This is a genomic window from Nocardia sp. NPDC102475 (assembly GCF_055584605.1).
In genome coordinates, this window is record NZ_JBVJLS010000009.1 from 305359 (window position 1) to 329320 (window position 23962).

General features: G+C 68.1%; 1 protein-coding gene (cut by a window edge). It reads left to right on the forward strand.

Annotated features, from left to right (window positions below; translation table 11 throughout):
- A protein-coding gene (locus ACZ60G_RS19075) for a non-ribosomal peptide synthase/polyketide synthase (RefSeq protein ID WP_465811392.1) crosses the window boundary here: on the forward strand, positions 1-23962 show its 5' portion. Its footprint extends 19841 nt past the window's final position; the window shows 23962 of its 43803 coding nt (coding positions 1-23962); it begins with the start codon at positions 1-3; the stop codon falls past the right edge of the window.

Consider the following 23962-nt stretch of genomic DNA (forward strand, 5'->3'; position numbering starts at 1 on the left):
TTGGACCGGCTGGATTTCGGCGGAAACGGCGAAACTGGTGGCGAACGGGCACACGCTGCTTCGAGGGAGTCGAGCGAGCCGTTCCCGTTGTCCCCGGCGCAGCTGGGTATCTGGTACGCCCAGCACGTCGACCCGCAGGTGCCGATCAACATCGCGCAGTACGTCGACCTGCACGGCGACCTCGACCTGAAGGTCCTGCGCGAGGCGCTGATCAGCTCCGGGCAGGAGCGCGGCTCCGGCATGCTCTGCATCACCGAGGTCGACGGCCAGCCGTATCAGTGGATCGACTACACGATTCCGGACCGGGACAAGGTCTACTACGTCGACTTCCGCGGTGAGGCCGATCCCCAGGCCGCCGCCATGGCGTGGATGCGCGCCGAGTACAGCGCCCCGCTGAACCTGCTCGAGGATCGGCTGCTGCGCTTCGCGGGCCTGCAGGTGGGCGATCACCACTGGTACCTGTACCTGCGCGCGCACCACATCGTGCTGGACGGCTTCGGCGCGGTGACCAACCTTTCCAGGGTCGCCGACTGGTACACCGCCCTGTCGAACGGCACCGAGCCCGCACCGGCGAACGCCGCGCACCTGCGCACGCTCTACGAGCAGGAGATGGCCTACCGGGACAGTTCCCGGTTCCAGTCGGACAAGACGTACTGGGCCGAGCGGGTCGCCGGTGTGGAGGACGGCACCAGCCTGGCGGGCCGGTCCGCGGGACCGGCACCGATCAACACCCTCAGCAGTGTGCTGCTCTCGGACGAGCAGAACGCGGTGCTGGAAGCGGCTGTGGCGCGCCATGATTCGTCGCCGGCCGGGTTGCTGCTCGCCGCGTTCGCCGGATATCTGGCGCAGTGGACCAGTTCCGAGGACGTGATCCTCAGCCTGCCGGTGACCGCGCGGACCACTGCCGTGATGCGCCGCTCCGGCGGCGTCTCGTCGAATATCGTGCCGTTGCGGCTGCGGATCGGGTACGAGACCACCGTGGCCGATGTGCTCAAGCAGGTCCAGGTCGAGGTGACCGGCGCGCTGCGGCACCAGCGCTACCGGCACGAGGACATCCGTCGCGACGCGGCCGGTGAGGGCGTGGTGACCAGGGAGTTCTTCGGCCCCTGGGTCAACATCATGCTGTTCCAGGACAAGATCAGCATGGGCTCGATGGTCGGCACCATGGTGGTGCTGTCCACCGGCAGCATCGAGGATCTCGGCGTCAACTTCTATCAGTCCGAGGGCGGTTCGCGCGCGCGCATCGACTTCGAGACGAACCCGAACCTGTACTCCGAGGCGGAGACGCAGCGTCAGCACGAACGCTTCCTCGAATTCTTCGAGCGCTTCCTGCGGGCCGAGGCGGATGCGCCGGTCTGGGGCCTCGAGCTGACCACCGCGACGGAGCGGGAGCTGACCGTCGCGGAGTGGAACGACTCCGAGCAGGACGTCCCGGAAACCACCCTGGCGGCGCTGCTGGATGCGCAGATTCAGCTGACCCCGGACAACGTCGCGCTCGATTTCGAGGGCGCGCAGCTGACCTATGCGGAGTTCGCCGCGCGGGTCAATCGCCTGGCCCGGTTCCTGATCGCCGACGGTGTCGGCCCGGAATCGCTTGTCGCACTTGGCATGCGACGTTCGCTGGATCTCGTCGTCGGTATGCACGCGGTGCTCAAGGCCGGTGGCGCGTATGTGCCGATCGATCCGGATCATCCGGCCGATCGCACCGCCTACATCCTCGAGTCCGCGGCACCGGTCTGTGTGCTGACGGTCTCCGGTGACGAACTCGAGCTGCCGGAATCGGTGCGCCGGGTGGAAATCGACACCCTCGACGTATCCGCGTACGACGATGCGCCGGTGGCGGATTCGGAGCGGCGCGCGCCGCTGCGGCCGGGCAACACCGCCTACGTGATCTACACCTCGGGTTCGACCGGACGCCCGAAAGGTGTTGCGGTAACCCATCATGCGATCGTCAACCAGCAGCTGTGGATGCTCGACGAGTACCGCCTGACCGCCGACGATGTGTACCTGCAGAAGACCGCGACCACCTTCGACGTATCGCTGTGGGGTTACTTCCTGCCGCTGATGGTCGGCGCGAAACTTGTTGTCGCGACCCCGGACGGGCACCGCGATCCGCTGTATGTCGCCGAGATGATCGAGCGGCACGGCGTCACCGTCACCGACTTCGTGCCGTCCATGCTGACGGTTTTCGTCGCCCATGCCACCGCCGCCCAATGTGCCACGCTGCGTGCGGTTTTCGTCATCGGTGAGGCGCTGCCGCCGGAGACCGCCGCGGGTTTCCGCACGATCACCTCGGCGGGTCTGCACAACCTGTACGGCCCCACCGAGGCCGCGGTCTCGGTCACCTATTGGGAGGCCACCGCCGCCGACACCGTCACGGTGCCGATCGGTATTCCGGAATGGAATGTCCAGGTCTACGTGCTGGATTCGCGGCTGCGCCCGGCGGCCGTCGGCGCACCGGGTGAGCTATATCTGGGTGGGCGTCAGCTGGCGCGTGGTTATCGCGGTCGGGCGGATCTGACCTCGGATCGGTTCGTCGCCAATCCGTTCGGCAGCAATGGCGAGCGCATATACCGCACCGGTGACCTGGTGCGCTGGAATGTCGCGGGGACCCTGGAATACATCGGCCGCACCGATTTCCAGGTGAAGTTCCGCGGTCAGCGCATCGAGCTCGGTGAGATCGAAACCGACCTGCTGGCCCATCCTGCGGTCAGCCAGGCCGCGGTGCTGGTGGTGGATACCGCGACCGGTCAGCAGTTGGTCGCCTATGTCGTGCCCGCGCCGGGCCAGTCGATCGAAGCGATCGAGCTCACCCGGTTCGTCGCGGAAAAGCTGCCGAGCTACATGGTGCCCGCGGCGATCATGGTGCTGGACGCATTCCCGCTCAACACCTCCGGCAAGCTGGACCGAAAGGCCCTGCCGGAGCCGGTGTTCAGCGTGGACGCGACCGCATTCCGTGCCCCGCGTACCCCGGCCGAGCAGATCGTGGCGGCGATCTTCGCCGATGTGCTCAGCCAGGAACGCGTCGGCATCGATGACAACTTCTTCGATCTGGGTGGCAACTCGCTGGTCGCCACCCAGGTGGTGGCGCGGATCGGCGCGGCATTCGGCACCCGGATCGGCGTGCGTGCGCTGTTCGAGACCCCGACCGTGGCCGGTCTGGCCGCCCGCGCCGAATCGGCGCCGCCCACCGAGCGGCCACGCCCGGCCCTGGTGGCCCAGGAACTGCCCGAGCGGGTGCCGCTGTCGCTGGCACAGCAGCGGATGTGGTTCATCAACCAGTTCGACTCCACGGTGCCGACCTACAACCTGCCGTTCGTGGTGCGGTTGGGCGGTCGCGTCGATTTCGACGCGATGCGGGCCGCGCTCACCGATGTGCTGACCCGCCAGGAATCGCTGCGCACCATCTTCCCCAACTCGGGCGACGGCGCTTATCAGCAGGTGCTGCCGATCGAGGAAGTCGACCTCGGTGTCGACGTGCAGCCGCTCGAGGCGTCCGAATTGCTCGACGTGCTCACCGAATTCGCCTCCGCCGGCTTCGATGTCTCGACCGAGCTGCCCATTCGGGTGCGCCTGTATCAGATCACCGGTGCGTCCTCGGATGACACGCCCGAGTACGCGCTCGCCTTCGTCGTGCACCACATCGCGGCGGACGGCTTTTCGTTCGGGCCGCTCGCGCGCGACGTCACGACCGCGTATCTGGCCCGCGCGGCCGGGGAAGCACCCGCCTGGGCGCCCCTGCCGGTGCAGTACCGCGACTACACCCTGTGGCAGCGCGAATTGCTCGGCGCCGAAAGCGATTCCGAGTCCATGGCCGCCCGCGAGATCGCCTACTGGCGCGACGCGCTGGCCGGTCTGCCGGATCAGCTGGATCTGCCCACCGATCGGCAGCGTCCGCCGGTGCAGAGCTTCCGCGGCGCGCAGTTCGCTTTCGATATCGATGCCGAACTGCACATCCGGCTGAGCGCACTGGCTCGCGCCGAGGGCGCGACCCCGTTCATGGTGCTGCACGCCGCGCTCGCACTGCTGCTGGCCCGGCTCTCCGGCACCACCGATATCGCCATCGGCACCCCGGTCGCCGGACGTGGCGAACAGGCCCTCGACGACCTGATCGGCATGTTCGTCAACACGCTCGTGCTGCGCTCGGAGGTCGATCCGGGTCGGTCCTTCACCGAATTCCTCGGGCGCACCAGGGAAGTCGACCTCGCGGCGTTCGCCTACAGCGACGTTCCGTTCGAACGTCTCGTCGAGGTGGTCAACCCGACCCGCTCGCAGGCGCGGCATCCGCTGTTCCAGGTGATGCTGTCGTTCCAGGAGATGTCGCACGGCACACTGGAACTGCCCGGACTGTCGGTGTCGGCCGCCGAACTCGAAGTCCACATCGCCAAATTCGATCTGCTCTGGACGCTGACCGAACAGCGCGGCAATCAGGGTGAGCCCGCGGGCGTTTCGGTTGTCGTCTCCTACGCCACCGACCTGTTCGACGAGGCGACTGTTTCGTCGTTCACCGATCGACTGGTGCGGATTCTGCGCGGTGTGACCGCGGATCCGGCGGCGATCGTCGGCGATATCGATCTGCTCGACGAGCACGAGGTCGAGCTGGCGCGCGACGGCTGGCACGGCGCGCCGCGCGAGCTCGAGGCGGCCGGGACGGTGAGCGATCTGTTCACCCGCCAGGTGGCCGCGACACCGGACGCCATCGCCGTGGTCGACCGTTCCGTCGACGGCTTCACCCCAGCCGTCGGTGCGACGCTGACATATGCGGATTTCGGCTCTCGGGTGCACGCACTCGCGCGCTGGCTGATCCAGGCGGGCGTCGGCCCGGATGTTCCGGTCGCGCTCGGTATGCGACGCTCGCTCGACCTGGTGACCGCGATTCACGCGGTGCTCGAGGCCGGTGGCACCTATGTGCCGCTCGATCTCGATCAGCCTGCCGAACGCATCGCCCATGTGCTCGATACCGCGGCGCCTGCCTATGTGCTGACCACGTCGCGGGACCGGTTCGCGCCGGAGGGCCTGGAGTCGCTCGTTGTCGACGAGCTCGATCTGTCCGGGATCTCCGATGCCCCGGTGACCGATGCCGAGCGCATCTCGCCGTTGCGCCCGGAGCATCTGGCGTACGCGATCTTCACCTCGGGCTCCACCGGTCGTCCCAAGGGCGTCGGGGTATCGCATGCCGCGCTGGTGCACCAGATGCGCTGGCTCATCAGCGAATTCGGAATCGGCGCCGACGATGTCGCGCTGTACAAGACCCCGGCCACCTTCGACGCGTCGGTGTGGGAGCCGTTGGCGCCCTTGCTGACCGGCGGCCGGACCGTTATCGCCACCCACGACGGCTACCGCGACACCCAATATCTGACCGAGGTCATCGCCGCCGAACAGGTCACCGTGACCTCGTTCGTGCCGTCGCTGCTGACCGTATTCGCCGGTACCGTCGATGCGGCGGCACTGAGCTCGGTGCGCATGCTGCTGGTCGGTGGTGAGGCGTTCACCGGTGAGGCGGTGGAGGCGTTCCGCAAGCTCGGCCGCCCCGATATCACGCTGATAAACCTTTACGGCCCAACCGAATTCACCGTCAACGCCACCCATGCGGTCGTCGGCGAGGTGGTGCGCGGCGCGGTGCCGATCGGTGCGCCGGTCTGGAACACCCAGGCCTACGTGCTCGACGCGCGGCTGCATCCGGTGCCGCCGGGTGTCGCGGGTGAGCTGTATCTGTCGGGCGACCAGCTGGCGCGCGGTTATCTCACCCGGCCGGATATGACGGCGGACCGCTTCGTCGCGAATCCGTTCGGCCCCAGCGGTTCTCGCATGTACCGCACCGGTGACCTGGTGACCCGCGATGCCGCGGGACAGATCGTCTACAGCGGTCGCACCGACTTCCAGGTGAAACTGCGCGGTGTCCGGATCGAGCTCGGCGAGATCGAAGCCGCTTTGCGCGCCCATCCCGCGGTGGCGCAGGCGGTCGCGCTGGTTCGTTCCGACAGCCGCCTCGGCGACCAGCTGGTCGCCTATGTGGTGCCGACCGAGGCCGAGCCGGAGGCGGGATTCGATACCGCGCTGCGCACGCATCTGGCAGGCATGGTGCCCACCTACATGGTGCCCGCGGCGTTTGTGACGCTCGAGGCCATGCCGCTCAATGCGAACGGCAAGCTCGATCGGCGCGCCCTGCCCAAGCCGGTCTTCGAGGTGCACACCTTCCGTGCGCCGAGCACGCCCATCGAGGAGATCGTCGCCCAGATCTTCGGTGAGGTGCTCGACCTGCCGCGCGTCGGCGTGGACGACGACTTCTTCGAACTCGGCGGCAACTCACTGATCGCCACCCAGGTGGCCTCGCGCATCGGCACCGCACTCGATACCCGGGTGCCGGTGCGGATGGTGTTCGAGGCGTCCACCGTCGCCGCGCTGGCGGCCCGGGTGGAATCGCATGCCGGTGCCGGCGCCCGCAGTGCGCTGGTCGCCCGGGAGCGCCCGGAGGAGGTGCCGCTGTCGCTCGCGCAGCAGCGCATGTGGTTCCTCAACCGCTTCGATACCGCCTCGGCCGTCAACAACATTCCGGTCGCCATCCGGCTCTCCGGTGATCTCGATGTCGCCGCACTGCAGGTCGCGGTCATCGACGTGATCGACCGGCACGAATCGCTGCGCACCGTCTTCCCGGAGACCAAGAGCGGTCCGGTTCAGGTGGTGCTCGACGCGGCGCAGATCGTGCCCGACCTGACTCCGTACCGGGTCACCGAGGAGACGCTGGTCGAGCATCTGATCGACCTGGCCTCCATGGCTTTCGACGTCACCGACGAAGTGCCTTTGCACGCAAGGCTTTTCGAGATCAGCGAGTCCGAGTTCGTACTCGGCATGGTGGTGCACCACATTTCGGCCGACGGTTGGTCGATGGGGCCGCTGGCGCGTGACGTCATGGTGGCGTACGCGGCGCGCACCTCGTGGGAGTCGCCCGCCTGGTCCGCGCTGCCGGTGCAGTACGCGGACTACGCGCTGTGGCAGCGCGAGGTGCTCGGCTCCGAGGGTGATCCGGAGTCGCTGATCTCCAGCCAGATCCGCTACTGGACCGAACAACTCGCCGATCTGCCCGACGAATTGGTGCTGCCTTCGGACCGCCCGCGTCCGGCGATCGCCTCCTACCGCGGTGGCACCTACGCGTTCGTGATCTCCGCCGAGACCCAGCGTGCGCTCATCGATCTGGGTCGCAAGCACAATTCGTCGCTGTTCATGGTCATGCACAGCGCGCTCGCCGTGCTGCTGGCGCGGGCCAGCGGTACCAGCGATATCGCCATCGGTACGCCGGCCGCCGGTCGTGGTGAGGCCGCGCTGGACGACCTGATCGGCATGTTCGTCAATACGCTGGTATTGCGCACCGAGGTCGCGGGTTCGGCGAGCTTCGCCGACCTGCTCGCCCTGGCAAGGGAAACCGACCTGCAGGCGTTCGCGCACGCGGATCTGCCGTTCGAGCGCCTGGTCGAAATTCTCAACCCGGCCCGCTCGCAGGCCCGCAATCCGCTGTTCCAGGTGATGCTGGCGTTCCAGAACGTCAAGCAGGCCAACCTGGAACTGCCCGGACTGTCGGTCAACGGCATCGATTACGACGCGCGACTGGCCAAATTCGATCTGCAGCTGACCCTGCAGGAGACCCAGGAATCGGGCGCGGCCGCCGGTATGTCGGCCGAAATCTCCTATGCCCTCGATCTTTTCGACGAGGACACGGTGGCGGCCTTCGCGCGGCGCCTCGATCGGATCCTGGCGGCCATCATCGCCGATCCGACCGTGCCGATCGGCGATATCCAGCTGCTCGACGATCAGGAAACCGCACTCGCGGTGGTCGGCTGGAACGACACCAAGCACGATTTGCTGCCGCGTCGTCAGCCCGGCCGCACCCCGCGGCGTTCCGGTGTTCGCAAGGCTGCCGGGCTCACCTTGGTCGGCGAGTTCGCCGCTCAGGCCGCGGCCACGCCGGATGCGGTCGCGATCGTGGATCCCGCGACCGGCACTTCGCTGACGTATGCCGAATTCGGTGCACGCGTGCACCGCTTGGCGCGGCGGTTGATCGAGGCCGGTGTCGGACCGGAAAAGCTGGTCGCCCTCGGTCTGCGGCGTTCGGTCGATTTCGTGGTCGCGGCGTACGCGGTGCAGGAGGCCGGCGGCGGCTATGTGCCGCTGGACCTGGATCAGCCCACCGAGCGGATCAGCTATGTGCTCGAGTCGGCGGCACCGGCCTGTGTGCTGACGACCTCGCGGGACAACTTCGAAAGCGGCGGGCTGCCCACGCTTTCCATCGATGAGCTGGAGCTGTCCGAGTACTCGGATGCGCCGGTCACCGATGCGGAGCGGATCGCACCGCTGCGGGCGGAGAACACCGCGTATGTGATCTTCACGTCCGGTTCGACCGGTCGTCCGAAGGGTGTGGCGCTGCCGCACGCGGCCGTGGTGAACCAGATCCGTTGGATCACCGGTGAATACGGCATCGGTGCCGATGACGTCGTGCTGTTCAAGACCCCTGCCACGTTCGACGTGTCGGTGTGGGAGCTGTTCGGCCCGTTGTCCACCGGTGGCCGGATTGTCGTCGCGAGTCCGGACGGGCATCGCGACCCGCAGTACCTTGCGGAAGTCATTGCGGCCGAGCGGGTCACCATGACCTCGTTCGTGCCCTCGATGCTGACCGTCTTCGCGGGCAGTGTGGATGCCGCCGGTGGCGCGGCGCTCGAGTCGTTGCGCGCATTGCTGGTCGCCGGTGAGGCCTTCACCGGCGACACCGTCGCCGCCATTCGCAAGGTCAGCTCCGCTGAGCTCTACAACCTCTACGGTCCGACCGAATTCGCGGTGCACGCGACGCACGGTCCGGTGGCACAGGGTCTGGTCGGCGCGGTGCCGATCGGTCTGCCGGTCTGGAATGCCCAGGCGTATGTGCTCGATGCCCGCCTGCATCCGGTCGCGCCGGGTGTCGCGGGTGAGTTGTATCTGGCTGGTGCGCAGTTGGCGCGCGGCTACTTCGGACGTACCGATCTGACCGCGGATCGCTTCGTGGCCAACCCGTTCGGCGCCTGCGGATCCCGGATGTACCGCACCGGCGACCTCGTGACCCGCAACGCCGACGGTGCCATCGTCTACCTCGGCCGCACCGACTTCCAGGTCAAGCTGCGCGGTCTGCGCATCGAACTCGGTGAGATCGAAACCGCCCTCACCACACACGATTCGGTGGCACAGGCGGTCGCCCTGGTGCGTGCGGATGCGCGGACCGGTGATCAGCTGGTCGCCTATGTGGTGCCCGCCAATGGCGACGCGGTCGACCTCGACGAGCTGCGCGCGCACCTGACCGAGCAGCTGCCGTCGTACATGGTCCCCGCCGCCATCGTGGTGCTCGACGCCATGCCGCTGAACCCCAACGGCAAGCTCGATCGGCGCGCGCTGCCCGAACCCGTCTTCGAGGCCAAGGAATTCCGCGCACCGTCGACCCCGATCGAAGAGATCGTCGTCGACATTTTCAGCGATGTGCTGAGTCACGAGCGCATCGGCATCGACGACAACTTCTTCGATCTCGGCGGCAACTCGCTGGTCGCCACCCAGGTGGTGGCGCGACTCGGCGCGGCACTGGACACCCAGGTTCCGGTGCGCCTGCTGTTCGAGGCGCCGACCGTCGCCGCGCTCGCCGCGCGCATGGAGGCCAGTGCCGGGGCCGGTGCCCGCCAGGCGCTGACCGTGCGTCCCCGGCCGGAGTACCCGCCGCTGTCGCTCGCACAGCAGCGGATGTGGTTCCTCAACCGCTTCGACGCCGATTCGGCCGCCGACAATATTCCGGCGGCGGTGCGGCTGCACGGGCATCTCGATCTGCCCGCATTGCGCGGCGCGATCGCCGATGTGATCACCCGGCACGAATCGCTGCGCACGATCTACCCGTCGCACGAGGGCGTGGCCTACCAGCAGGTGCTTGCGGCCGCGCGGGCGATCCCGGAACTGGAGATCGTCCCGGTCGCCGAAAGCGAATTGGGCAGTGCCCTCTACGAATTCATCGGTCGCGGTTTCGATATCACGACCGAATCCCCGGTGCGGATTCGGCTCTACCAGGTCGAGCGCGCGCCGCTGAGCAGCAAGAAGTGGCGCGACAACACGCAGAACCACGTGCTCTCGGTCGTGGTGCACCACATTGCGGCGGACGGCTTCTCGATGCGTCCGCTGGTCCGCGATCTGATGTCGGCCTACATCGCGCGCAGTTCGGAATCCGCGCCGGTCTGGCCGCCGCTGGCGGTGCAGTACGTGGATTACGCACTGTGGCAACGCGAAACGCTCGGCTCCGAGGACGATCCGACCTCGCTTATCTCCGAACAGCTCGGCTACTGGCGCGAAACCCTGGCCGGACTGCCCGAGGAACTGCGTCTCTCGCCCAAGCCGCGGCCGGTCGTCGCGTCGTATGCGGCACGCACGCACCGATTCCAGCTGCCCGGCGCACTCGTTGAGGCGCTGAACCGCGTCGCGCACGAGCACAACACCACGCTGTTCATGGTGGTGCACAGTGCATTCGCGACGCTGCTCGCGCGGCTGAGCGGTTCGGATGACATCGCCATCGGCATCCCGGTGGCCGGTCGTGGCGAGCAGGTCCTCGACGACCTGGTCGGCATGTTCGTCAACACCCTGGTGCTGCGCACGCAGGTCGATCCGACCGAAGCGTTCACCGATCTGCTCGCCCAGGTGCGCGAGCGCGATCTGCAGGCCTTCGCACACGCCGACGTGCCGTTCGAGCGTTTGGTCGAGGTGCTCAACCCGGCTCGCTCGCAGGCGCGGCATCCGCTGTTCCAGGTGATGCTGTCGTTCCAGAACCTCGGGCGCACCTCGCTGGAGCTGCCCGGACTCGCGGTTTCCGAACTCGGCATCGATCCGCCGACCGCCAAGGTCGACCTGCAGCTCACGCTGAGCGAGGGTGCGGAATCGGAGATGGCCGCCGAACTCGTCTATGCCACCGACCTTTTCGACGATCCGTTCGCTGACGCCTTCGCTGAGCGATTCGTCCGGGTGCTGCGCGGTATCACCGCCGCACCGGCGATCGTGGTGGGCGATATCGACCTGCTCGACGACACCGAGCGGACCCAGGTGCTCGACCGGTGGAACGAGACCGAATTCCCGGTGGACGCGGCACTGACCTCGCCGGTCGGCGATGCGGCCGCGACGCTGGTCTCGCTGTTCGAGGCGCAGGTTTTGCGCACGCCGGACGCCTACGCGGTCAGTTACGAGGGGACAACTCTTTCCTACGCCGAGTTCGCCGCCCGCGTACACCGTCTGGCGCGCTGGCTGAAGCAGAACGGCGTCGGCCCGGAGTCCTATGTGGCCCTGGGCATGCGGCGCTCGATCGATCTGGTCGTCGGCATGTACGCGATCAATGCCGCCGGTGGTGCGTACGTGCCGCTGGATCCGGATCATCCGGCCGAGCGCATCGACTACATCCTGGAGACCGCGCGACCGGTCTGCGTGCTGACCTCCGGCACCGATCTGGAGACCACGGTGTCGCGCCAGGTCCGTATCGATGAACTCGACCTCGCCGAGTTCTCGGATGAACCGCTGACCGACGCGGATCGTCATCGCCCGCTGCGTCCGGGCAATACCGCGTACGTGATCTTCACCTCGGGTTCGACCGGTCGTCCCAAGGGTGTCGCGGTCTCGCACGCCGCGATCGTCAACCGCCTGGTGTGGATGCACGCCGAATACGGTCTGTCCGCCGAAGACGTTGTGCTGCAGAAGACTCCGGCGACCTTCGACGTGTCGGTGTGGGAGTTCTTCTGGCCCTTGCAGGTCGGCGCGCGCCTGGTCGTCGCCAAGCCGGACGGTCACCGCGATCCGGCCTATATGGCGCGCCTGATCGTCGACGAGCAGGTCACCACGGTGCACTTCGTGCCGTCCATGCTCTCGGTATTCGTCGCCGAGGACCGTGCGGCCGAATGCACCAGTCTGCGTAATGTTTTCGCCTCCGGTGAGGCGCTGCCCGCCGTGGCCGCGCAGCGGCTGCGCCAGCTGACCGGCGCTCGACTGCACAATCTGTACGGCCCCACCGAGGCCGCGGTCGACGTCACCTTCCACGAGGTGACCGATGCCGATATCAGCTCGGTGCCGATCGGTGCGCCGGTGTTCAACACCCAGGTGTACGTGCTGGATTCGCGGTTGCGTCCGGTGCCCGCGGGCGTCCCGGGTGAGCTGTATCTGGCGGGCGCGCAGTTGGCGCACGGCTATGTCGGCCGCCCGGACCTGACCACCGAACGTTTCGTCGCGAACCCGTTCGGTGCCGCCGAGCGCATGTACCGCACCGGTGACCTCGTGATGTGGACGCCGCGCGGTGAACTGGAGTACCTGGGCCGCACCGACTTCCAGGTGAAGTTGCGCGGTCTGCGCATCGAACTCGGTGAGATCGAGTCCGCGCTCACCGCGCAGGCCGCGGTGGCGCAAGCGGTCGTGCTCGTGCATTCGGATGACCGGACCGGCGATCAGCTGGTCGCCTACCTGGTCGCGAATCCGGACCGCGCCATCGAGATCGAGACCGTCAAGAACACGCTCGGCGAGCAGTTGCCCGCGTACATGGTGCCAGCGGCCTACATGGTGCTCGACGAGTTCCCGCTCAATGCCTCCGGCAAGCTGGACCGCAAGGCGCTGCCCACACCGACGTTCGCTGCCAAGGTATTCCGCGCGCCGACCACCCCGGTGGAGGAGATCGTCGCGGGCACCTTCGCGGAGGTGCTGGGTCTGCAGGGCGTCGGCCACGGCGTCGGCTTGGACGACGATTTCTTCGAACTCGGCGGCAACTCGCTGATCGCCACCCAGGTCGCCGCACGACTCGGCGCGGCGCTGGACACCCAGATCCCGGTGCGCGCGCTGTTCGAGGCTTCGAATGTCGCGGCACTGGCCGCGCTGGTGGAATCGGCGGCGGGCGAAGGAGGTCGCGCACCGCTGACCCCGCAACCGCGCCCCGAGCTGGTCCCGCTGTCGCTGGCCCAGCAGCGGATGTGGTTCCTGAACCGCTTCGACAACCGCACCGCGGTCAACAACATTCCGGTGGCCGTCCGGCTCACCGGCGATGTCGATATCGCCGCGCTGAACGCCGCCGTCGGCGATGTGCTGGCCAGGCACGAGGCGCTGCGCACCATCTACCCGGAGGTCGAAGGCGCCGGTTACCAGCACGTGCTGCACACCGACGAGGTGCGCTTCGAGCTGGCTACCGAGGCGATCGCCCCCGGCGCGGTGCCCGCGCGCATCGTCGAGCTGGCGAGCGTGTACTTCGATGTGACCAGCGAGGTGCCGTTCCGGGCCAACCTGCTCAGCATCGATGCGCAGAACCATGTCGCGGTGCTCGTCATGCACCACATCAGCGGTGACGGTTTCTCGCTGCGTCCGCTGCTGCGTGACGTGGTGCTGGCCTACACCGAGCGCAGTCGCGGTGAGGTGCCCGCCTGGACGCCGCTGGATGTCCAGTACGCCGACTACGCGCTGTGGCAGCGTGACGTGCTCGGCAGCGAGGACGATCCGGAATCGGTCGCGGCACAGCAGCTCGCGTACTGGACCGAGCAGCTGGTCGATCTGCCCGATCAGATCGAACTGCCCGCCGACCGCTCGCGGCCCGAGGTCGCGTCCAATGCCGGTGGCACGCACGGCTTCTCGATCGACGCCGAATTGCACGGTGCGCTGGCCGAACTCGCCCGCGCTCGCGGGGTCACGCTGTTCATGGTCATGCATGCGGCACTTGCGGCCTGGGCGGCCCGGCTGTCGAACAGCACCGATATCGCCATCGGCACCCCGATCGCCGGCCGCGGTGAACGCGCGCTCGACGATCTGGTCGGCATGTTCGTCAATACGCTGGTGCTGCGCAACGAGGTCGAGCCGAGCGCCAAGTTCAGCGATCTGCTCGCGCAGGTGCGCCGCACCGATCTCGCGGCCTTCGCCAACGCCGATGTGCCGTTCGAGCGGCTGGTGGATGTCATCAGCCCGGCCCGCTCGCAGGCACACCACCCGCTGTTCCAGGTGGCGTTGACCTTCGAAGCCGCCTCGGCTGCGGAAATGGGCACCATCGCACTGCCGGGCGTCGAGCTGTCGGTGGTCGAATTCGATCCCGGCACAGCCAAATTCGATGTGCAGCTGACCGTCGGCGAAACCGCCGACGGTGCGCTCGGCCTGTCGTGGAACTACGCCACCGAGCTGTTCGATCCGGAGACGGTGGCATCGTTCGCCGATCGCCTGGTCCGGATTCTGCAGAGTGTGGTCGAGGATCCCGAGATCGTCATCGGCGATATCGATCTGCTCGGTGAGGCCGAGCGGCTCAATGTGTCGCAGCGCTGGGTGTCGTCCGGATTCGACAGCCTGGCGCGAGCGACGGGCCCGGAGGCAGCACGGGGGGCCGTCGAGACAGCGCCCGGCAAGGCGTACGCGCGCACGCAGGGCACCGGGAGCGCCGCAATCCGATACAGCGCACCGCGATTCAGTGCTCCCGGTACCACGCTGGTCGATCTGTTCGAGCAGACGGTGGCCGCGCATCCGGACAATACGGCGGCCAAATTCGGCATCGAATCGCTGACCTACGCGGAGCTGGATCGGCGCGCGAATGTGTTGGCGCGCAGGCTGATCGCCGACGGCGCGGGTCCCGAGTCGCTGGTCGCGGTGATCCTGCCGCGCTCGCTCGATCTCGTGGTCGCGTTGCTCGCGGTGGTGAAGACTGGTGCGGGCTATGTGCCCGTCGACCCGACCTACCCGGCCGACCGCATCGCCTACGTGCTCGCGGATTCGCGTCCGACCAGCGTGATTCTCGATTCGACGGTTCAGGTGAGGGTGCCCGACGAGCTGCCGACCGTGGTGCTCGACGGATTCGCGGTGGAGACCGGCAATGTCGAGGACGCCGACGATGCGCCGATCACCGACGCCGACCGTCTCGCAGCGCTCACCCCGGACAATGTCGCGTACGTGATCTACACCTCCGGCTCGACCGGCCGCCCGAAGGGTGTCGCGGTCGCGCACCGGAATGTGGTGCGGCTGTTCGCCAATACCGATCGCGACTTCGGCTTCGGCCCCCGCGATGTGTGGACGCTGTTCCACTCCTACGCCTTCGACTTCTCGGTGTGGGAGCTGTGGGGTCCGCTGCTGTTCGGCGGCACCCTGGTGGTCGTCGACTACTACACCTCGCGCTCGCCCGAACAGTTCCTGGAACTGCTGCGGGTGGAGCAGGTCACGGTGCTCAACCAGACGCCGTCCGCGTTCTACCAACTGGCCGAGGCGGATCGCAATGCCGCTCCGGATGCCGAACCGCTGGCCTTGCGCTACGTGGTGTTCGGCGGTGAAGCCCTCGAATTGCGCAGGCTTTCGGATTGGGTTGCCCGACACGGTGACGGCACCGACCGGCGCGCGGCGCATGTCGCTCCGCTGCTGGTCAATATGTACGGCATCACCGAGACCACGGTGCACGTGTCCTACCGTGCGCTGGACGCCGCGACCATCGCCGCCGCCTCCGGCAGTGTGGTCGGCCGCGCCATCGCGGGTCTGCGCGTGTACGTCCTCGACAACCGGCTGCGGCCGGTGCCGGTCGGCGTCGCGGGCGAAATGTATGTCGCGGGACCGCAGTTGGCCCGCGGTTACCTCGGTCGCTCGGACCTGACCACCACCCGCTTCGTCGCGAACCCCCTCGCCGACGCGGAGGCCGCGGGCACGCGTCTGTACCGCTCCGGCGACCTCGCGCGCTGGAACCGCTTCGGCGAACTCGAATACCTGGGCCGCGCCGACGATCAGGTCAAGGTGCGCGGCTTCCGCATCGAACTCGGTGAAATCGAATCCGCCATCCTGGCCCAGCCGGGCATCGCTCAGGCCGCGGTCATCGTGCGCGAGGATCAGCCGGGCGATCAGCGGATCGTGGCCTATGTGGTCGCCGAACCCGATGTCATCCCGGACCTGGATGTGGTGCGCAGCGGTGCGGCGGAACGACTTCCGTCCTTCATGGTGCCCGCGGCGCTGGTGCGGCTCGAGTGGATTCCGCTGACCGTCAACGGCAAGCTGGACCGTCGCGCGCTGCCCGCGCCCGCGGTGCAGGCCAAGGCTTTCCGCGCACCGGTGACCCCGGTGCAGGAGACCGTCGCCGCGGTCTTCGCCGATGTGCTCGACCTGCCCAGGGTCGGTGTCGACGACGACTTCTTCGATCTCGGGGGCAACTCGCTCATCGCGACCAGGGTGGTCGCCCGGATCGGCGCGGCGCTCGGCACCACCGTCCCGGTGCGCGCGCTGTTCGAGGCCTCCACCGTGGAAGCGCTCGCGGCCCGGGTGGAATCGCATGCCGACGGCGCCGCGCGCGCCCGGCTCGTGGCGCGCCCGCGCAAGGCCGACGAACTCGTGCCGCTGTCGTTCGCACAGCAGCGCATGTGGTTCCTGAACAAGTACGACACCACATCCGCGGCCTACAACCTCCCGGTCGCCATCCGGTTGACCGGTGCGCTCGATGTCGAGGCGCTGCGGCTGGCGGTGGCGGATGTGGTGCGCAGGCACGAATCGCTGCGCACCCGCTACCCGGAGCACGGCGGCACCCCGGTCCAGGTGATCGTGCCCGCCGACGCGATCGCGCTCGACCTGCAGCCGGTTTCGGTCGACCCGGCCGAGCTGACCGCGGTGGTGACCGAATTCGTGACCACCGGATTCGATGTGTCCGAACAGGCTCCGCTGCGGACCAGGCTCTTCTCCGCAGGCGCCGATGAGCATGTGTTCGTCGTCGTCGTGCACCACATCGCGGCCGACGGCTTCTCCCTCGGCCCGCTGACCCGCGACGTGATGCTCGCCTACACCGCGCGCGCCCAGGACGCCGCGCCCGGCTGGGCGCCGCTGCCGGTGCAGTACGCGGACTTCGCCATCTGGCAGCGCGAAGTCCTCGGCGCCGAAGACGATCCGACGTCGCTGATGGCGCGTCAGGTGGCACATTGGAAGCGCGCACTCGACGGCGTCCCGGACGAACTTCCGCTGCCCACCGATCGGCCGCGTCCCGCGATCGCCTCGCATCGCGGCGCGACCCTGCAGACCGAACTGCCCGCCGAACTGATCGCGGCGCTGGAAGGTATTGCGCGCCAACGCGGTGCGTCGCTGTTCATGGTGATGCACAGCGCGCTCACGGTGCTGCTGGCCCGTTTGTCGGGCACCGACGACATCGCCGTCGGTTCGCCGATCGCGGGACGCGGTGAGCAGGCGCTCGACGATCTCGTCGGCATGTTCGTCAACACCCTCGTGCTGCGCACCGGTATCGATCAGTCCGAATCGTTCACGGCGCTGCTGGACCGGGTGCGCTCGACGGACCTGGATGCCTTCGGCAACGCCGATGTGCCGTTCGAACGGCTGGTGGAACTGCTCGCGCCGGAACGCTCGCAGGCGCGCAACCCGCTGTTCCAGGTGATGCTCGCATTCCAGAACCTGGAGCGCACCGCACTCGAATTGCCGGGTCTCTCGGTGTCCGCACTGGATCTCGACGAGAATGTGGCCCGCTTCGACCTGCAGTTCACGCTGTCGGAAACCGGTTCCGCCGGAATGACTTTGGCGCTCACCTACGCCACCGAGCTGTTCGACGAGTCGACCGCCGAGCTGATCACGCAGCGCCTGCGGCGGGTGCTGGAGGCCATTGCCGCCGACCCGACGATCGCGGTGGGTGCCATCGATGTGCTCGACGCGCAGGAGCGGGCCGAGCTCATCGCCCGCACCGGTGCGCCCGCGGTGCCCGCGCGCACCCTGCCCGAGCTGCTGGCCGAGGCCGCCGCGATGGATCCGAAGGCGACCGCCGTGGTGTTCCAGGGGACACGTGTGTCCTACGGCGACCTCGACGAGCGGTCGAACCGGTTGGCACGCTTGCTCATAGCCGAGGGCATCGGCACCGAGGATCTGGTGGCCGTCGGCGTGCCGCGGTCCGCGGATTCGGTCTTCGCGGCCTGGGCGGTATCGAAGACGGGTGCGGCATTCGTGCCCGTCGACCCGAACTACCCGGCCGAGCGCATCGCGCACATGGTCACCGATTCCGGTTCCCCCGTCGGTCTCACCGTCGCGGCGGTTCGCGACGGTCTGCCGGATTCGGTGCGCTGGCTGGTGCTCGACGAGCTCGACCTGGACGGATTCGACGGCGGTCCGATCACCGACGCCGACCGGGTCCGCCCGCTGCGTCCGGCGCATCCGGCCTACGTCATCTACACCTCGGGCTCCACCGGTGTGCCCAAGGGTGTGGTGGTCACCCATGCCGGACTCGCGAACTTCAGCGTCGAGCAGATCGTGCGCTACGATCTCGATTCCGGTTCGCGCGCACTGCATTTCGCCTCGCCCAGTTTCGATGCCTCGATCCTGGAACTGCTGCTCGCGGTCGGCGCGGGCGGTGCGCTCGTGGTTACGCCGCCCGGCGTGTACGGCGGTGAGGAACTGTCCGAGCTGATCCGCACCGAGCGGGTCACGCACGCCTTCATCACACCCGCCGCGTTGGCCACCTTCGACCCGAGCGGCCTGGACTCGCTGCGGGTGCTGGTCGCCGGTGGTGAGGCGGTTCCGGCGGATCTGGTCGCGAAGTGGGCGGTGCCGCTGGAGAACGGGGCCGTCCGCAACTTCCACAACGGCTACGGTCCGACCGAGACCACCATCATGACCAATATCAGCGAGCCGCTGGTGGCCGGTGACACGGTGGTGATCGGTGCGCCGATCCGCGGTATGCAGTCGCTGATCCTGGACGCCCAGCTCCGGCCGGTGCCGGTGGGTGTCGCGGGTGAGCTGTATCTGTCGGGCATCCAGCTGGCGCGCGGTTATCACGCCCGCGCCGGGCTGAGCGCGGAACGCTTCGTGGCCAACCCGTATGTCGCGGGTGCGCGCATGTACCGCACCGGTGACGTGGTCAGATGGGTTCCTGCATCGCGAAGCGATTCCATGAGGGGTGGTGGTCGGGCGACGGGTGGGCCCCGTACCGGCGAGGTCGAATATGTTGGCCGCTCCGACTTCCAGGTGAAGGTGCGCGGCTTCCGCATCGAACTCGGTGAGATCGACGCGGCGCTGGCAGCACACGAGACCGTCGACTTCGCGGTCACCGTCGGCCACAAGGGCGCGGCGGGCGCGACCTCGCTGGTGTCGTATGTGGTTGCGGTACCGGGTCGTTCGATCGATGTCGCGGAGTTGACCGCGCACGTCGAGGAACGCCTGCCCGCGTACATGGTGCCGTCGTCGGTGATGGTGATCGACCACATTCCGCTGACCCCGGTCGGCAAGCTGGACCGCAAGGCCCTGCCGGAGCCGGTATTCGCGACCGAGGTGGTCTTCCGCGCACCGCGCACGCCGATCGAGCACACCATTGCCGAGGTCTTCGCCGAGGTGCTCGGCGTCGAGCGCGTCGGTGTCGACGATTCGTTCTTCGCACTCGGCGGCGACAGCATCGTGTCCATCCAGCTGGTTTCGCGGGCCAAGGCGCGCGGTGTGGTCTTCACCCCGCGCAATGTCTTCGAGCAGCGCACCGTGGCCGGACTCGCCGCCGTCGCCGAGACCGCCGACAGCACCGATACCGCCGTCGAGGCGCTGGCCGAGCTGCCCGGTGGCGGCATCGGCGCCATGCCGCTGACCCCGGTGGTCCGGTTCATGGCGCAGCGGCAGGGTTCGTTCGGCCGGTTCAACCAGACCATGGCGCTCGAATTGCCGGTCGGTATCGATCGCGCGGGCATCGCGAAAACCGTTGCCGCGGTGGTCGATCGCCACGACATGCTGCGGGCGCGGCTGTATCGCGAGGGTGCGGACTGGACCCTCGAGACCGTCGAGCCGGGCACCATCGATGTGGACGCGCTGATCGATCGCACCGAATTCGATGCCGGTATCGACGACGCGGGGCTGTTCGAAATCGCTTCCGCCGCATTGGATGCCGCACTGGATCGACTCGACCCGGCTGCTGGCGTGGTGGTTCGGTTCGTCTGGCTGGAACCGTCGGACGGCAGCCGCGGCGGTCGTCTTATCGTGGCCGCGCATCACCTCGTGGTGGACGGTGTCTCCTGGCGCATCCTGGTGCCGGACTTCGTCGCCGCCTGGGGCCAGCTCACCGCGGGACAGGAACCGCAGCTCGTCGCACCCGCGACCTCGATGCGGGCCTGGGCGGACGCACTGCGCCGCGAGGCCGAAAGCGCCGAGCGGGTGGCCGAACTCGACTACTGGCGTTCGGTGGTCGGTACGGCGGATCCGCTGCTGACCGAGCGTGCGCTGGATCCGGCCGTGGATACCTCGGCCGCCATCGAGAAGCTGCAGGTCGAGGTGTCGGCCGAGGTCACCAAGGCGCTGCTGACCACCGTGCCCGCGCTGTTCCACGGCGGCGTCAACGACGGTCTGCTCACCGCGCTCGCCCTGGCGACCGCGAAGTGGCGCGCGGGCCGCACCGCCGCCCGCGCCGACGATGCGCTGCTGATCCGCCTGGAGGGCCACGGCCGCGAAGAGGGCATCGTGCCCGGTGCCGATCTCTCGCGCACCGTCGGCTGGTTCACCGCGATCTTCCCGGTCCGCTTCGACCTGTCCGGCATCGATATCGATGCCGCGCTGACCGGGGGCCCCGCGCTCGGCAAGGCCGTCAAGGCGGTCAAGGAGCAGCTGCTCGCGGTGCCGGACAAGGGCATCGGCTACGGCCTGCTGCGTTATATGAACGCGGCAACCGCGACGGAACTGCCCGTCGAACAGCCGGGCCAGGTGAGCTTCAACTACCTGGGCCGCGTCTCCGAGGGCGATGTGCCCGAGGCGCTGCGCGGCTTCGGCTGGATCCCGGCCGCCGAACTCGGCGCGCTCGGCGGCGCCTACGACGCGGATATGCCCGCGATGGCGCCGCTGGATATCAATGCCATCGTGGTCGGCGACAAGCTGACCGCCAATATCGGCTACCCGAGCACCCTGCTCGATGCCGCACAGGTCCGCGAATTCGGCGAACTGTGGACCACCGCACTGGAAGCGGTTGCCCGGCACGCCAATTCGAATGGCGCGGGCGGGCACACACCGTCCGACTTCGGTCTGGTGCGCTCGACCCAGCGCGATATCGACAACTGGGAGCAGCGCTTCCCGGCACTGGCCGATATCTGGCCGCTGTCCGCGCTGCAGGCGGGTCTGCTGTTCCACGCGCGCCTGGCCGCCACCTCGGTGGACGTCTACACCGCGCAGGCCGTGCTGACGCTCACCGGCCGGGTGGATCCGACCCGATTGCGCTCGGCCGCACAGGCTCTGGTGGACCGCTACGAGAACCTGCGCACCGCCTTCGTCACCGATAACGACGGCAACCCGGTGCAGGTCGTCCTCGACAGCGCCCGGGTCGCCTGGGCCGAGCACGACCGGACCGAATCCGGCGACGCCGCCGATCTCATCGCCGCCGACCGCACCCAGCGCTTCGATCTGACCGCGCCGCCGCTGATCCGCTTCACACTGATCCAAACCGCCCGGGCGGGAGCGGCAGGCCCGGAGGCGGCAGCCCGCGTAACCACGGAGGGACCCGCGGACGCCCCATCGGACACCGACAGTTGGCAATTCGTTGTTTCCAACCACCACATCCTGCTCGACGGCTGGTCCATGCCGCTGCTCATGCGGGATCTGCTGGTGCTCTACGCGGCGCACGCCGATGCCAATGTGCTGCCCGCGGTGCGCTCCTACCGGCACTTCCTGGAATGGACCAGGCAGCAGGATCACGCGGCCTCGGTGGCCGCGTGGACCGACGCACTGCGCGGTGTCAGCGAACCGACGCTGCTGTCCCGCCCGGATGCGAGCCGCGAGATCACCTCGCTGTCCGGCGAATACTTCTTCGAGCTGGACGAGCAGGCGACCGCGCGACTCACCGCACTCGCCGCCTCGCTCGGCGTCACGCCGAATACCGTGCTGCAGGTCGCCTGGGGCATTCTGATCGGCCGGATGACCAGCCGTGACGATGTGCTGTTCGGTACCACGGTGTCCGGCCGTCCGGCACAGCTGTCCGGCGTCGAATCGATGGTCGGCCTGTTCATCAACACCGTTCCGGTGCGGGTGCGCTTCGATCCGTCGGAATCGGTGGAGCAGTTGCTCACCCGGACCCAGGGCGAGCAGGCGGATCTGCTCGATCACCACTACGTCGGCCTGGCCGATATCCAGTCCGCCGCCGGCATCGGCGGTCTGTTCGACACGCTGGTGGTCTTCGAGTCCTACCCGGTCGATGCCGAGGGCATCCGGGCGCAGGCCGCCGATATCGATGGCATGGCCGTGGTCGATATGCAGGCCGCCGACGCGACGCACTATCCGCTGACCCTGATCGCGCAGCTGGACTCGCAGCTGCGGGTGCGCGCGGGCTACCTGCGCGACCTGTTCGACGAGCAGACGGTGCGCCGCATCGCCGACCGCCTGGTTCGGGTGCTCACCGCGATCACCACCGAACCCGCCGCGGTCGTCGGCGATATCGAACTGCTCGACACCACCGAGCGCGAACTCGTGGTGTCCGATTGGAACGACACCGCACACGACGTGGACGCTGCCGCCACGCTGGTCTCGATGTTCGAGGCCCAGCTCGCCGCGACTCCGGACGCGACCGCGCTGACATTCGAGGGGACCAGTCTGACCTACGCCGAGTTCGGCGCCCGGGTCTACAGCCTGGCGCGCTGGCTCATCGAACGCGGTGTCGGCCCGGAATCATATGTGGCCCTTGGCATGCGGCGCTCCATCGATCTGGTGGTCGGCATGTACGCGGTGGCCGTGGCCGGTGGTGCGTATGTGCCGCTGGATCCGGATCATCCGGCCGAGCGCACGGAATACATTCTCGCCACGGCCGATCCGGTCTGCGTGCTGACCTCCGGTGACGATCTGAAGATCGATACCGCCCAGGTGCGCATCGATCTGCTCGACCTGTTCGGGCTCTCGGACCAGCCGGTGACCGAGGCGGAACGGCGTGCGCCGCTGCGCCCGTCGAATACCGCGTACGTGATCTTCACCTCGGGTTCGACCGGTCGTCCGAAGGGTGTGGCGGTCAGCCATGCCGCGATCGTGAACCGTCTGGAGTGGATGCAGTCGGCCTACGGGCTGACCGGCGCCGACGCCGTACTGCAGAAGACGCCCGCCACCTTCGACGTTTCGGTGTGGGAGTTCTTCTGGCCGTTGCAGATCGGTGCGCGGCTGGTCATCGCGAAGCCGGACGGGCATCGCGATCCCGCCTACCTCGCCGAGATCATTACCGCCGAGCGGGTCACCGTCACCCACTTCGTGCCGTCCATGCTGTCGGTCTTCGTGGCCGATGCGGCCGCGGCGCGGTGTGATTCGCTGCGACTGGTATTCGCCTCCGGTGAGGCGCTGCCGCCCAAGCCCGCGCATCGCCTGCGCGAACTGACCGGTGCCGCACTGCACAACCTGTACGGCCCGACCGAGGCCGCGGTCGACGTCACCTTCCACGAGGTGGTCGCGACCGATACCGACACCGTGCCGATCGGTGCGCCGGTCTTCAATACCCAGGTCTACGTGCTCGATTCGCGGCTGCGCCCGGTTCCGGTCGGTGTCGCGGGTGAGCTGTACCTCGCGGGCACCCAGCTGGCGCGCGGCTACGTCGCGCGTCCGGATCTGACCAGCGATCGGTTCGTCGCGAACCCGTTCGCCACCGATGGCGCGCGCATGTACCGCACCGGCGACCTGGTGGCCTGGACGGCCGACGGCGAGCTGGATTACCTGGGCCGCACCGACTTCCAGGTGAAGCTGCGCGGTCTGCGCATCGAGCTCGGCGAGATCGAGCAGGCGCTCACCGCGCTGGACGAGGTCGCCCAGGCCGTCGTCGTGGTGCGCGGTGATCAGCACACCGGCGACCAGCTCGTCGCGTATGTCATCGCGACGCCGAACCTGCGGCTGGATATCGAGACGGTGCGCGAGGATCTGGCGCGGCAGTTGCCCGCGTACATGGTCCCGTCGGTGGTCATCGTGCTCGACGCCTTCCCGCTCAACGCCTCCGGCAAGCTGGATCGCAAGGCACTGCCCGCACCGGTGTTCGAGG